A 13,977-nucleotide genomic window follows, 5' to 3' on the forward strand; every position below is an offset into this window, starting at 1 on the left:
ATCCTTTCACGGTCCCTACTAGGTGCAGTGAAAGGATTATTCTTTCAGCTGTCATTGAACAGTTGAATATAGAAAGAAATTAATATTAATAGAGGGGGAAAAGGAATGAAAAAGTTTTTATCTCTGCTGTTAGCGGCTGTATTGCTATTTGTAATGGCAGCTTGTACGGCAAACGAAAATGCCGGAAATGAGACTGATAACAAGGATGACGGCAAGAAAGAGGAAGAAAGTGCTGAGAAGGTTCTTTATTTGAACAATGGACAGGAGCCTACATCGTTTGACCCTCCAATCGGCTTTGACTCTGTTTCCTGGAGCGCGTTAAACAACTTAATGGAAGGATTAACCCGTCTAGGAAAAGACCATGAACCAGAAGCAGCAATCGCTGAAAAGTGGGATGTTTCAGAAGATGGAAAGACCTATACATTCCATATCCGAGAAGATGCAAAGTGGTCAAATGGCGATGATGTAACAGCAGGCGATTTTGAATTTGCGTGGAAGCGCCTTTTAAATCCTGACACTGGATCTTCAGCAGCATTCCTTGGCTATTTCATTGAAGGCGGAGAAGCTTATAACAATGGAGAAGGTTCAGCCGACGATGTAAAAGTAAAAGCGGTTGATGACAAGACATTTGAAGTGACTTTAACAAGTCCTCAGGGCTACTTTTTAAGTGTAATCACAAACCCTGCATTCTTCCCGATTAACGAAAAGGTAGCAACAGAAAACCCAAAGTGGTTTGCTGAAGCAGAATCTTTTGTCGGAAACGGTCCTTTCAACTTAACCGAATGGGAGCATGACAGCCATTTTGTAATGGAAAAAAACGACCAGTACTGGGATGCTGAAAATGTAAAACTGGATAAAGTTCATTGGGCAATCATTGATGACACCAATACAGAGTACCAAATGTACCAAACAGGCGAGCTAGATGTATCTGATGTGCCTGCAGAGCTAAGCGAGCAGCTTTTAGGAGAAGCAAATGTTGAAGATCAGGCTGGCGATTATTTCTACCGTTTTAATGTAGAAATGGAACCATTCCAAAACGTAAACATCCGTAAAGCCTTTGCGATGGCTGTAGACCAGAAGCAAATTGTTGATTACGTAACAAAGAATGGTGAAAAGCCGGCTTATGGTTTTGTTTCATATGGCTTTACAGATCCTTCAGGAAACGACTTCCGTGAAACCGCAGGCGATCTTGTTAAAACAAATGTAGAGGAAGCAAAAGCACTTCTGCAAAAAGGGATGGAAGAAGAAGGCTATGACACACTTCCTGAAGTAACTTTAACTTACAGCACAAGCGACTCTCATAAAAAGATTGCTGAAGCGCTTCAGCAAATGTTCAAAGAAAACCTTGGCGTTGAAGTAAAACTTGCCAACATGGAATGGAATGTATTCTCAGAAGAACAAAAAGCGCTTAAATTCCAATTATCCCGAAGCTCTTTCCTTGCTGACTATGCTGATCCAATCAACTTCCTTGAAAACTTCCAGACAGGTCATTCAATGAACCGTACTGGCTGGAGCAATGCTAAATACGATCAGTTAATTAAGGATGCAAAAAATGAAGCAGATGAAGCGAAACGCTTTGAACTAATGTACGAAGCTGAAAAAATCCTATTTGAAGAAATGCCGATTATCCCTATCCATTTCTACAATCAAGTATATCTTACGAATGATGCTGTTTCAGGTATCGTCCGCCATCCGGTAGGATACATGGAACTTAAGTGGGCAGATAAGAAGTAATTCTTCTTCAGCTTGATTGGAAGGTAACAGGGAAAAAGGGGTGTTCGTATGAACATCCCTTTTTTTAAGAAGAAAAGACAAATCATTTTTTCTGAACTTTGATGAGTGTGCAGCTGCGGCTCCTAGGGACTCGAGGTCATGAGCCGATTCCTTCCTGAAGGAAAAAACGCCTTCTTGCAGGAATCGTCTTATGCTTTTCGTCCCTAAGCAGTCGCCTCCGCTTTTCGAATTTATTTCCCGAAAAATAATAGATTTTCCCGAAATTTAGCATATATCCTCGAAAAAGAATTCATTTCCCAAACAAAGTTTTTGCCGATGGAGCATATAATGCTAAATACCAACTAAAAAGGATGTGACAGCATGGCAATCAAACCACTCCGCCTTAATAAGGGAGATACCATTGGGGTTATTGCACCGGCAAGTCCCCCTAACAAGGATAACCTGAAACGTTCCTTATCCTTTTTGGAAGAGCTGGGTTTAAAGGTAAAGATGGGGGACCATGTTTACGATCAATATGGCTACCTGGCCGGAAAAGATGAAGACCGGCTGGCAGATTTACATAAGATGTTTCTTGATAAGGAAATAAAAGCAATCATATGTGCCGGCGGGGGATATGGCACAGGCAGGATTGCTTCCCAAATCGATTATAGCTTGATAATAAACAATCCGAAAATATTCTGGGGTTACAGTGATATAACCTTTTTGCATACCGCAATTCGCCAGCAGACCGGGCTGGTAACCTTTCATGGGCCAATGCTTGCTTCAGATATTGGAAAAGAAGATGCGGATCCCCTATCAAAGCAATATTTTAGCCAATTATTCGAACCTTTCGTTCTTGACTATCCGGAAGGAGTCTCCAATCTGGAAACGTTGGTGGATGGAAATGCGTCAGGGATTCTAACCGGAGGAAATCTATCCTTGCTTGCCAGCACAATTGGAACGCCATATGAAATAGATACAAAAAATAAACTTTTGTTAATTGAAGATATTAACGAAGAGCCCCGTGCGGTGGACCGCATGCTAAACCAGCTTCATATGGCAGGGAAGCTTGAGGATGCGGCAGGCCTTATCATCGGCGATTTTAATAATTGTGTTCCGCAAAGAGACCTTTCCCTGGAACTGGATGAAGTGCTGGATACTTATATTAAAAAGGTAAATAAGCCGGCTTTAAAAGGCTTTAATATCGGCCATTGTTCTCCGCATATTTCCGTTCCCCTTGGCGTAAAGGCAGAATTGGATGCAACCAATAAAAAGCTGACGATTGAAAGCGGCATTGAGTAAAAGGGTGGTATAGATGAAAATATACAAAATTGAAACACACAGAGTTGCGGTACCACTGAAAAAACCATTTAAAACAGCATTAAGAACCGTCGAGACAGCAGAAACAATAGTTGTAAAAGTAACGTGTGATAATGGAATCATCGGCTGGGGAGAAGCACCTCCGACTGTTGTGATTACAGGTGACAGCCTTTCAAGTATTGAATCAGCGATCCACCACGTATTAAAGCCATTATTAATAAATAAAAGCCTTCTAAACTATGAAGATATTTTCCAAGGAATCCATTCAGCCTTAATAGGAAATTCAAGTGCCAAGGCTGCAGTTGATATGGCGCTCTATGATTGTCTGTCCCAGCAATGCAAATTGCCGCTTTACCAGTTCCTGGGCGGCCATAAAAATGAAGTGGAAACTGATTTTACGGTGAGTGTCAATGGACCGGAGGAAATGGGAGAAGATGCCGTTTCTTATGTGCAGCAGGGGTTTGATGTCCTAAAGGTAAAGGTCGGCAAGGATGATATTTTAACAGATATCGAGCGAATCCGGGAAATCCGCAATCGGGTTGGCTCCAAAATTAAAATCAGGCTTGACGCCAACCAGGGCTGGAAGGCAAAAGAAGCAGTCTATGCGATCCGCAAAATGGAGTCTCTCGATTTAAATATCGAACTTGTCGAGCAGCCTGTTAAAGCATGGGATATCGAAGGGCTTAAGCAGGTAACAGATGCGGTTGATACACCGATAATGGCTGATGAAAGTGTCTTTACGCCCAAGCAGGCTTTTGAAGTAATTAAAACGAGAAGCGCGGACTTAATCAATATTAAGCTGATGAAATCAGGCGGCATCTACCAGGCGCAGATTATTAATCAGCTTGCAGAGGTCTGCGGGATGGAGTGCATGGTCGGCAGCATGATCGAAACCCGAATCGGTATAACAGCAGCTGCACATTTTGCAGCCAGCAAAAAGAATATAACCCGCTTTGATTTTGACGCCCCATTGATGATGGCCAAGGAAGTAGTGGATGGAGGCATTCGGTATACGGGCCGCAAAATTACGCTGCCATCCGATCCTGGCCTTGGAATCCGGAACGTTTCTTTAATTGAGGGAAAACAGGAATTGACTTCTTGATTAAGAAAGCTGGTAGTGTAATCAGACCACTGCCCCTTTTCAGAGGGTAATTATTTATCATTGGCACATGCGCCTTATATAAAGGAGGAGTTCGTTTTGGCAATACAGCAAAGATGGCTGGTTTCTGTTCCGGTAGCAACATTGTGGACGGCATTTGATTCCTCAAGGGATATAGACCGGGAGGCAGTCAGCAATCCAGTCGACCTTGATTCATGGCTTGAGAAACTAACATATGAGCCCCGATTGGAGCTTTGCGACGGAAACCTTGTACAATCACAGGTTTTATACGGGCAAGAAGTAATCGTACTGGAAGAGAAAGGGGATTGGGCCCGCGTGATTGTACCAGACCAATCTTCTTCAAAGGACGAGAGAGGATATCCAGGGTGGATCCCAAAAGCCCAGCTTGTACAAAAAAAAGATTGGGGCCATGATGACAGCAAGGTTGCTGTTGTGCAAAAGAAAAAAGCAGAGCTTTATTCAGAAGGTCAGAAACGGGAACTTATTTTAAGCTACCAAACCGTTCTTCCGGTTATAAAAGTGGATTCTGAATGGATAACCGTGCAGACCCCATCGGGAGAAAGCCTTCTAAAGGCTGAAGATGTTAGTGTATATGAATCTATGGACAGCGTTCCGAAAGGGAATGGAAAAGACATCGTTGCAGCAGGAGAACAATTTTTAAATCTGCCGTATTTATGGGGCGGCATGAGCAGTTTTGGCTATGACTGTTCCGGATTCAGTTATTCCATGTGCAAAGCTAATGGGTATATCATTCCTCGCGATGCGCATGACCAGGCTGAAGCAGGGAAGCCGGTAGAACTCGGTGCCCTTAAACCGGGTGATTTATTGTTTTTTGCATATGAAGAAGGAAAAGGCAAGCTTCATCACGTAGGTATCTATTATGGTAAAGGAAAATTGCTTCATTCTCCTAATACCGGCAAAACGATCGAAATTATCGATCTGAAAGGTACCATATACGAAAAGGAATTATGTGCAGCTAGACGCTACTGGCAAGAGATGGGGGAATAAAGATGCCAAACGAAGCACTATTAAAGGTCAATAATCTAAAAAAGCATTTTTCAATGGGTAAGGGACAAACCTTAAAAGCGGTGGATGATGTTTCTTTTCATATCCGGAAAGGCGAAACATTTGGAATCGTAGGTGAGTCAGGATGCGGTAAATCAACCGCAGGGCGTACGATTATCGGTTTATATGATCGTACCGAAGGGGAGGTTATTTATGGCGGTAGAAACGTCCATACAATGACTGAAAAAGAAAGGTTCGCCTTTCACCGGAAGATGCAAATGATTTTCCAGGATCCGTATGCGTCCTTAAATCCAAGGTCTACAGTCCAAGAAATCATCTCAGAGCCTATGGAGGTCCATGGCTTATATCCGAATAAAAAGGAACGTCTTGGACGGGTGTACCAGCTGTTGGAAGACGTTGGGCTGAATAGGGACCATGCCAATCGCTACCCTCATGAATTCAGCGGCGGGCAGAGACAAAGGATTGGGATTGCACGTGCATTGGCGCTCGATCCGGAATTCATTATCGCCGATGAACCCATTTCCGCGCTTGATGTATCCGTCCAAGCCCAGGTTGTGAACCTGCTGAAGGGGCTGCAGAAAAAGAAAGGCCTGACCTATCTGTTTATCGCCCATGATTTATCAATGGTTAAACATATTAGTGACCGTATTGGCGTTATGTATTTGGGTCACTTGGTTGAATTAACGACAAGTGATCGTTTATATAAAAACCCTCTTCATCCATATACCCAGGCATTGCTGTCTGCGATTCCCATTCCTGACCCAGATGTCGAGGACCATAGGGAAAGAATTATTTTGGAAGGAGAGCTTCCAAGTCCAATGAATCCTCCAAGCGGATGCGTATTCAGAACGCGCTGCCCATATGCAATGGAAGCATGTGCGACTATGAAGCCCGAATGGCAGGAGATTGAAAAGGAACATTATGTGGCATGCCATTTATACAATGAAAAAGTCACAGGAGACAATAACCGCCCGCAAGTAGCGGTGACTAAATAAGATGGATTTTTTAAAATTAAAGGCAGAAATTCTTGAACTGGCCAACCGCTGTGAAGGCCGTGTTGGGGCGTATATCCAAACAGAGGAAGGCATTATTGAAGAGAATTGCAGTAAGGTATTTTCTTCTGCTAGCTTAATTAAGGTACCCATTTTATTTGCGGGGCTTTCTCAAACTGAGAATGGCCTGCTTCAGCTGGAAAAGGAAGTTCAGATTAATAATGCAGTCCGGGTTGGCGGATCTGGGGTATTGCAGTCCATGTCCAAAGAGCTGAAGATGAAAGTAATAGACTTAATGACGCTTATGATCATCGTGTCAGACAATACAGCTACCAATCTCATCATTGACTTGTTAGGGAAAGAGAAAATCAATGGCTATATGAAAAATATCGGATTAAAAAACACAGAACTCAATCGGAAGATGATGGATTTTGAGTCTCTGAAAAAGGGCATTGATAATACTACTACTGCCAGAGATATGGCGTTTTGCTTAGAGAGTTTAGCAGAACGTTCAATTTTATCGGAGGAAAATAAGGCTTTGGCGAGGCGGATATTGGACGGCCAGCAGTATAAAAACAAACTGGCAAACACTGTGGATCAGGAGAAAGTACAGGTAGCCAATAAAACAGGAGAACTGCCGGGGATTGAACATGACTGCGGGATATTTACCGGCAATGGAAGAACCGTTTACGCTGCCGTGCTTGTTGACCAGCTTAAGAACCAGGCAGCTGGAAGAGAAGTTCTATCCTTTATTGGCAGCCGGATATACCGTTATATGATAAAAGACTAAAGAATCGTTCTGATGGGAACGGTTCTTTAATGGTTTAGGGGAGAAGTTACTTGCGATCAGTCATATTTATGAACAATTTGAAATATACTTGCATCAACAAGTATTTTCATTTACACTTAATTGTGTAAGCTCCTGAAGAGAAGAGGAGAACATAATGGCAAAGGAAAAGTATCTTCTGGATAATTCTCTTGGCTATAAGCTATTCCACGCCTCACGTTTAATGTCCAATCGGCTGAACAAGAATTTCAGGGATGCCGGTTTTGATGTGACGTATGAGCAATGGCAAATCTTAAGCCGCCTTTATGAAAAAGACGGACAAACTCAGAATCAGCTTGCTAATAAAAATGAGCGAGACCAGCCAAGTGTATCACGGCTGGTTGATAATATGATTAAAAGAGGTTTGGTTGCCCGGATTAGTGATAAGGCTGATAAGAGAATTAATCTTATTTATCTGACAGACAAGGGCAGGGATATGGAAAATGTTCTAACAGCACTTGCTTTAAAGACGATTGATGATGCATCAGATTCAATCGATAGTAAGGAGCTTGAGATATGTCTCCGAGTTCTGGACCAGGTAAGGGAAAATCTCAAATGAGATTTCCTCCAGAAAACTTGTCTAAACAAGCAATACTATTATTTTTTTATTTATCAATGATAATCTTTCTCACTTGATTCGTTGACACTGCTAAAAATTTCCTATACACTATAAAAGTGCATTTGATAATGATAACCATTATCAATTATTTTTTTGGTTAATAGTGAGAATGATTATTAGTTTCATATTTTATAAACTTCAATCTAGGAAAGTGTTAGGAACTGCCATGAAAAAAAGGTATTTAATCATTATCCTTATTCTTTTATCTTTTACCTCTTTATTTATTGGGGTTAAGAATTTAAATCCTCTCGATTTATTTAATATGGATGAAGACCAGGTGCATATTTTAACAGCCAGCCGATTCCCGCGGCTCATAAGTATCATTATTGCGGGGATGAGCATGAGTATTGCCGGATTGATTATGCAGCAGCTGTCCAGAAACAAATTTGTATCGCCGACCACGGCGGGTACACTGGATTCGGCCCGGCTTGGTATTCTGGTTTCTCTTATGCTGTTTACTTCAGCAAGCCCATTCGTAAAAATGCTGGTTGCCTTTGCCTTTGCGCTTCTGGGAACTTTCATTTTTATGAAAATACTGGATAGGATCAAGTTTAAGGATGCCATCTTCATCCCGCTTGTCGGGCTGATGTTTGGAAATATCATAGGCAGCATTACAACCTTCTTCGCCTTGAAGGAAGATTTGGTTCAGAATATGTCTTCATGGCTGCAAGGGAACTTTTCTATGATGATCCAAGGAAGGTATGAGCTCCTGTATATTAGCATTCCAATTGTGCTCGTTGCTTACCTCTATGCCAATAAGTTCACCATTGCGGGAATGGGAGAAGAATTTTCTGTGAACCTGGGGCTTAACCATAGGCAGGTTGTAAATATAGGCTTGGTTATCGTCGCACTTGTCACTACGGTGGTCGTTTTAACGGTGGGGATGATCCCGTTCCTCGGCTTAATTATTCCTAATATCGTGACCATCTATCAAGGGGACCACCTAAAGAAAAGCCTTTCCCATACAGCGCTGATGGGCGCAATATTCGTGCTCATCTGTGACATCTTCGGACGTGTAATTATTTATCCGTATGAAATTCCGATTGGTGTAACAGTAGGTGTGATTGGAAGCGGAATTTTTCTTTATCTGATCATGAGGAGAAAGGCATATGAGTAAACAAGCAAAAATCGGCATCCTTTCAGGTGTATCAATTATTTTGATTTTGAGTTTCTTATTTATAGATTTAGGAAGCAATTGGGACTATGCACTTCCTAAAAGAGGGAAAAAGGTGCTCGCCATCATTTTAACGGGCGGAGTCATTGCCTTTTCAACGATGATTTTCCAAACGATCACGAATAATCGAATCTTAACGCCAAGCATAATTGGCCTGGATTCCCTATACATGCTAATTCAGACCTTCCTCATCTTCGTACTAGGCTCGATGAATGAAACGGTTATGAATAAAAATATTAACTTTCTAATCTCGATCGGATTGATGGTATTATTCGCAGGCCTGCTGTACCGCATCCTTTTTAAAAAAGAGGGCGGCCAGAATATCTATTTTCTTTTACTAGTAGGGATTATATTTGGAACCTTTTTTCAAAGTATTTCTTCATTCATGGAAGTTCTGATTGATCCGAATGAGTTCATGATTGTGCAGGATCGAATGTTTGCCAGCTTCAACAATGTCAATACAGACCTTCTAATCATTGCGATGGTCCTTATCGCCTTAACTGGAGCCTATTTTTACCGTTTTTCAAAATATCTCGACGTACTTTCGCTGGGGAGGGAGCAGGCGGTAAATCTGGGCGTTGATTACGATTATGTCGTAAAAAGGCTATTGATTATCGTTGCCATCCTGGTTTCGATTGCAACAGCTTTAGTCGGGCCGATCACTTTCCTTGGCCTCCTTGTCGCAAATGTCGCACATGAATTCATGAAAACGTTTCAGCACAAATACTTAATTCTGGGTTCAATTCTAATTAGCATTATCGCTCTTGTCGGCGGCCAGCTGATTGTGGAAAGAGTGTTTACTTTCTCTACGACGTTGAGTGTCATCATTAACTTTGCGGGCGGCGTGTATTTTATCTATCTTCTATTAAAGGAGAATAAAACATGGTAGATGTTGTGAATGTCTCAAAACAATATGGAAGCAAATATGTAGTTGAAAATGTTTCAGTTAGTATCCCAAAAGGGAAGATCACCTCTTTTATCGGGCCGAACGGAGCGGGTAAAAGTACTCTTCTTTCGATGATCAGCCGCCTTATCACTGCTGATGAGGGGGAAATATTAATCGAAGGCAAAAGGCTGGATCAATGTAAAAGCAAGGATCTTGCCAAACAAATTTCAATCCTTAAACAATCCAATAATATCAGCATCAGGCTGACAATCAGGGAGCTCGTTTCATTTGGGCGCTTTCCTTATTCACAGGGGCGTTTAACAAAAGAGGATTGGAAATTTGTTGATGAAGCCATTGACTATATGGAGTTAAAGGATATTGAAAACAAATATCTTGACCAATTGAGCGGCGGCCAAAAGCAGCGTGCTTATATCGCCATGGTCATTGCCCAAAATACCGATTATATCCTTCTGGATGAGCCTCTTAATAATCTGGATATGAAGCATTCGGTGCAGATTATGAAGGTACTTCGGAGGCTGACCCAGGAAATGGGAAAAACCGTCATCATTGTTATTCATGATATCAATTTTGCTTCCACTTATTCTGATTATATTGTTGCTTTAAAGAATGGCAAGGTAGTCAAGGCTGGCACGACTGATGAAATCATTTCCTCTCCCGTGTTAAAGGAAGTCTATGATATGAATATCCAAATTCAAGAGTTTAACTGCCAAAAGTTTTGTATGGTATTCAACTAATGGTTTCTCAAAATTGGTCGCTTTTCAAAGGGCAATTAGAGGAAGGGCCCTCCTCAAAAATAGGTCTTAGATGAGCGGGCAATTTTTGAAATAATATATTATTCTATGAGGTGAACAAACATGGCAAGAAAGTTATCATTGTTTTTAATAATGGCTGTGTTGGCTATTGTGACTGCAGCTTGCGGTACAGAAACATCACAAGAAGCAAATGGCTCAGATAAGGACAGTAAAACAGAATCAAACGAAATCACAATTGAGCATCAATTGGGAGAAACACCGGTGAAAGTAAACCCGGAAAAAGTAATAGTCTTTGATTTTGGTGTGCTGGATACATTAGATAAGCTTGGCGTTGAAGTGACAGGCGTTCCTCAGGTGAATATTCCCCAATATCTTTCTAAGTTTGAAGACAGCAAGTATGAGAATGTTGGAAGCCTGAAAGAACCTGATTTTGAAAAAATCAGCGAAATTGAACCTGAACTGATTATCATTTCAGGACGACAGCAGGAAGCTTATGAAGAATTGAGCGAAATTGCACCTACTATTTTTATGGGTGTAGATACATCTAAATACATGCAATCTTTTAAAGAAAACACCAAGACATTAGGAGAGGTTTTCGGCAAGGAAGAAGAAGCAGAGAAAGAGCTTGCCAGCATTGAAGAGTCCATCGCAGCATTAAAAGAGAAAGCAACTGCAGATGGAAGCAATGGTTTAATCATCTTAGCGAATGAAGGTAGCCTTAGTGCATATGGATCTGCCTCCCGCTTTGGAATTATCCATGATGTGTTTGGCATTAAGCCTGCCGATGATAAAATTGAAGTTTCCACTCATGGGCAAAGCGTTTCTTCAGAATATATTGTAGAAAAAGATCCGGACTATCTATTTGTCATCGATAGAGGGGCAGCAGTGGAAGGAGAATCCTCTGCCAAACAAATCATTGAAAATGAACTGGTGAAAAAGACAAAAGCGTATAAAAATGATCATATTGTCTACTTAAATCCTGATTATTGGTACCTTTCAGGCGGCGGATTAGTTTCTGTAGCCGAAATGGTGAAGGAAATTGAAAAAGGGTTGGAATAACTAAAAGAAATAGACTAGAAAGTCCAACTTTTAAGGGTTATTATATAAAAAAGAGCATGAATTCATCGATTTCATGCTCTTTTTTTATTGGAGAGAAGTTTATTTGCAACTTTGGCCAATATATTAGCAAGTTTTTCATTTTATTTGCAACTTCCACCCATATATTTGCAGCTTTTAAATTATATTAGTAACTTCTTTCTGGTTGAATTTTTAAGGCTTGGACCATCTGTTGTACCCGTAAAAAAGTCCTTTGGAACAAACCGGGCAAAAAGGGACAGACTGTAGGCAGCCACAACGGCTGCCTACAGTCTTTTAGGTTGTCTTTGAAATGGGTCTGTTGATTTCCGTTCCAGGCGCTCAGCGAACGCGGGCGGCCCGGGGAGCCTCCTCGTCGCTTCGCTCCTGCGGAGTCTCTCCTGACCCTTGCTCCCGCAGGAGTCTTCGCACCTTCCACTCCAATCAACAGGATTTTAAAATTGAATGTGGCAGTAGAATCAAGCCTATTTTAAACAGGAAAATTAAAAAAGCACGCCCAAAAGGACGTGCTTCATTTGGTATTATTTATGGCATCTTTGGCCCATTGTTTTCATCCATGCGGTTATTACGCGGATTTAATGGGTCGTTGGCCGGATTTCTAGTCGGATCCGGGCTTGATGGATTTATCGGTTTATCTACATTAGTAGGGGCAGATGAAGTGGTTCCTGTTTTCTTTTCAGGCATTGCTTCTTTCAGCACCCTTTTTGTATCTGCATCTTTGTTAATGGTCGTTTCTTCAATTTTCCGATCGAGTTTTTGCAGGTACTTGGCAGCAAAATCTTTTCCGCCAAGGCCGAATGATAAGCCGAATGCAAGTGCCAGTGCTCCAAGCGTTAGAATAAAGGCAGCATTGACAATGGATGCGGCAAGGCCAAGCTGGTCAAGCGCCATAAAGATCGAAATGGCGATAATGGCTGCTTTCGCAACGTTTGCCAGGAACTTATAATGCGGTCCTTGCAGCACTGTACTCAGCAATTTTTTTACAAGACTGCCGAGCCATAAGCCGACTCCAAGAATGACCAGAGCTGCAATGACATGAGGCAGGTAAGCAATAACGCCGGTTGCAAGTGTCACTAAGAAGTCAAGACCAAGAATATTAAGGGCCTGCACAACAAACAAGAGGACAATAATGACCTCAGCAATATAGCCGATAACCTGGGAGAAACTTAAACCACTACCTGTTACAGCAGATTTGCTCAATCCCATTCCTGAGAAATAAGAATCCAATCCAATTCGCTCTAAAAGATTGGAAACGAATTTTCGAACCCATTTTCCGATCCATACACCAATCAGCACAAAGAAAATGGCTACTGCGATATTCGGCAGCATGGTCAGAACGTCATTCAGCATTGCAATGGCTGGTCCGGAAATACCTTCAATATCCAAGCGTTCTAACGCAGCGATAACTGTGGGGATTAAAATCAGTACGAATACAACAGTACCAATCACAGAAGACAGGCTTGTCCCTTCAAATAAACGAGCTAAGCCAAGTTTTTTCGTTAATTTCTCAGTTCCAATTGCCTGCAGGAAATTCGTTACGATATCGCGGACAATTTTTGCAACAAACCATCCTACTAATAGAATAAGGGCTGCTGCCAAAAGCTTAGGCAAGAATGCCAGGATACTTTCCAGCATGCCGGTGAACGGACCAGCGATGCCATTCAGGTTTAAAGCACCCAATACAGCTGGCAGGAAAATAAGCAAGACAAGATAGAAAACAACTTTTGCAACCTTCTCGATTGCATTGGAAGGCTGCTGTTGATTGTCGGTTAAATTCCATCTATCCAACTTTTCATCAACTTTTAGCGTTTTTCCGCCTTTTCTAATTAAGAAGCTGAGGCCGGAAGCAATAAGCCATGCAAATAAAAGAATAAGGGCTGCTTTTAAAATGCTTGGAACTGCAGCCATGATCGAGGAGAACATGCCCACTAGCGGAGTAGCGATAATGTCCAAATCAAGAATATTAAAGAATAAGATGAACACGAATACTAGCAGAAGGTAATAAATGATCTTACTGATCATCTTTTCGGATGAATATTTTCTGTTTGCTTTATCGGGGAATACCTTGTCATCGAGGCTGGTTTTGCGAAGTCCTTTTAAAACTGCCTTTTCAATGGCTTTTGCGATAACCCATCCAATTAATAAAACTAAAAGTGCTAATAATAAGTCAGGCAGTTTGGCCAAAAGGTAATCAAATCCGCCCCAATACCGATTATTGTCCAATATCGTTCACTCCTTAAAGAATTGTCTATTTACATACTTTCATATACCCAATCCCTTTTGGTGTAAACGAGAAAACATACTTAACTAATTGCCGCAAGTGGCAAGCTGCAGTTATATTTAGACGGTCAATATCAGTTTTTCCACGCGAAAGAGGCTTTGGACGAGTCCAAAGCCCTTGTTAATTGACAGGAAAATCGATATCCGCGAAAA

The 13,977-nt window shown here is 41.5% G+C and carries 12 protein-coding genes; 11 read left to right on the forward strand and 1 reads right to left on the reverse strand.

From position 1 onward, the window contains the following. Positions 1-105: 105 nt before the first annotated feature. From DFO73_RS24005 to DFO73_RS24055, 11 genes are all read left to right on the forward strand, one after another. Positions 106-1,734: a peptide ABC transporter substrate-binding protein gene (locus DFO73_RS24005; protein ID WP_110067225.1), complete on the forward strand. Its 1,629-nt coding sequence runs from the start codon at positions 106-108 to the stop codon at positions 1,732-1,734. Positions 1,735-2,094: 360 nt separating this feature from the next. Continuing rightward, complete coding sequence (locus tag DFO73_RS24010) at positions 2,095-3,015, forward strand: S66 peptidase family protein (protein ID WP_110067226.1); 921 nt, start codon at positions 2,095-2,097, stop codon at positions 3,013-3,015. A gap of 13 nt (positions 3,016-3,028) precedes the next feature. Further along, complete coding sequence (locus tag DFO73_RS24015) at positions 3,029-4,135, forward strand: dipeptide epimerase (protein WP_110067227.1); 1,107 nt, start codon at positions 3,029-3,031, stop codon at positions 4,133-4,135. A gap of 96 nt (positions 4,136-4,231) precedes the next feature. Next, a complete protein-coding gene (locus tag DFO73_RS24020; RefSeq protein WP_110067228.1) occupies positions 4,232-5,161 on the forward strand; it encodes a C40 family peptidase in 930 nt (309 codons plus the stop codon). Positions 5,162-5,163: 2 nt separating this feature from the next. Then, entirely contained in the window at positions 5,164-6,174 is a 1,011-nt protein-coding gene (locus tag DFO73_RS24025) for an ABC transporter ATP-binding protein (protein ID WP_110067229.1), read from the forward strand. A 1-nt stretch (position 6,175) separates the two neighbouring features. Continuing rightward, positions 6,176-6,961, forward strand: a complete 786-nt coding sequence (locus tag DFO73_RS24030; protein ID WP_110067230.1) for a serine hydrolase — start codon at positions 6,176-6,178, stop codon at positions 6,959-6,961. A 154-nt stretch (positions 6,962-7,115) separates the two neighbouring features. Continuing rightward, positions 7,116-7,556 carry a MarR family winged helix-turn-helix transcriptional regulator gene (locus tag DFO73_RS24035; protein WP_110067231.1) on the forward strand — a complete coding sequence of 147 codons (441 nt, stop codon included), beginning with the start codon at positions 7,116-7,118 and terminating at the stop codon, positions 7,554-7,556. 226 nt (positions 7,557-7,782) lie between these two features. Next, entirely contained in the window at positions 7,783-8,733 is a 951-nt protein-coding gene (locus DFO73_RS24040) for an ABC transporter permease (protein WP_110067232.1), read from the forward strand. Beyond that, positions 8,726-9,679 carry an iron chelate uptake ABC transporter family permease subunit gene (locus DFO73_RS24045; RefSeq protein ID WP_110067233.1) on the forward strand — a complete coding sequence of 318 codons (954 nt, stop codon included), beginning with the start codon at positions 8,726-8,728 and terminating at the stop codon, positions 9,677-9,679. The genes DFO73_RS24040 and DFO73_RS24045 overlap by 8 nt, the downstream gene beginning before the upstream one ends. After that, positions 9,673-10,431, forward strand: coding sequence for an iron ABC transporter ATP-binding protein (locus DFO73_RS24050; RefSeq protein WP_110067234.1), 759 nt, complete (start codon positions 9,673-9,675; stop codon positions 10,429-10,431). Before DFO73_RS24045 ends, DFO73_RS24050 begins: the two co-directional genes overlap by 7 nt. Before the next feature lie 120 nt (positions 10,432-10,551). Beyond that, entirely contained in the window at positions 10,552-11,508 is a 957-nt protein-coding gene (locus DFO73_RS24055; protein WP_110067235.1) for a siderophore ABC transporter substrate-binding protein, read from the forward strand. 561 nt (positions 11,509-12,069) lie between these two features. Here DFO73_RS24055 and DFO73_RS24060 read toward each other — a convergent pair. Further along, complete coding sequence (locus tag DFO73_RS24060) at positions 12,070-13,767, reverse strand: mechanosensitive ion channel (protein ID WP_110067236.1); 1,698 nt, start codon at positions 13,765-13,767, stop codon at positions 12,070-12,072. Positions 13,768-13,977 lie beyond the last annotated feature (210 nt).

It is taken from the genome of Cytobacillus oceanisediminis (assembly GCF_003182355.1).
Lineage (GTDB): Bacteria > Bacillota > Bacilli > Bacillales > Cytobacillaceae > Cytobacillus > Cytobacillus oceanisediminis_A.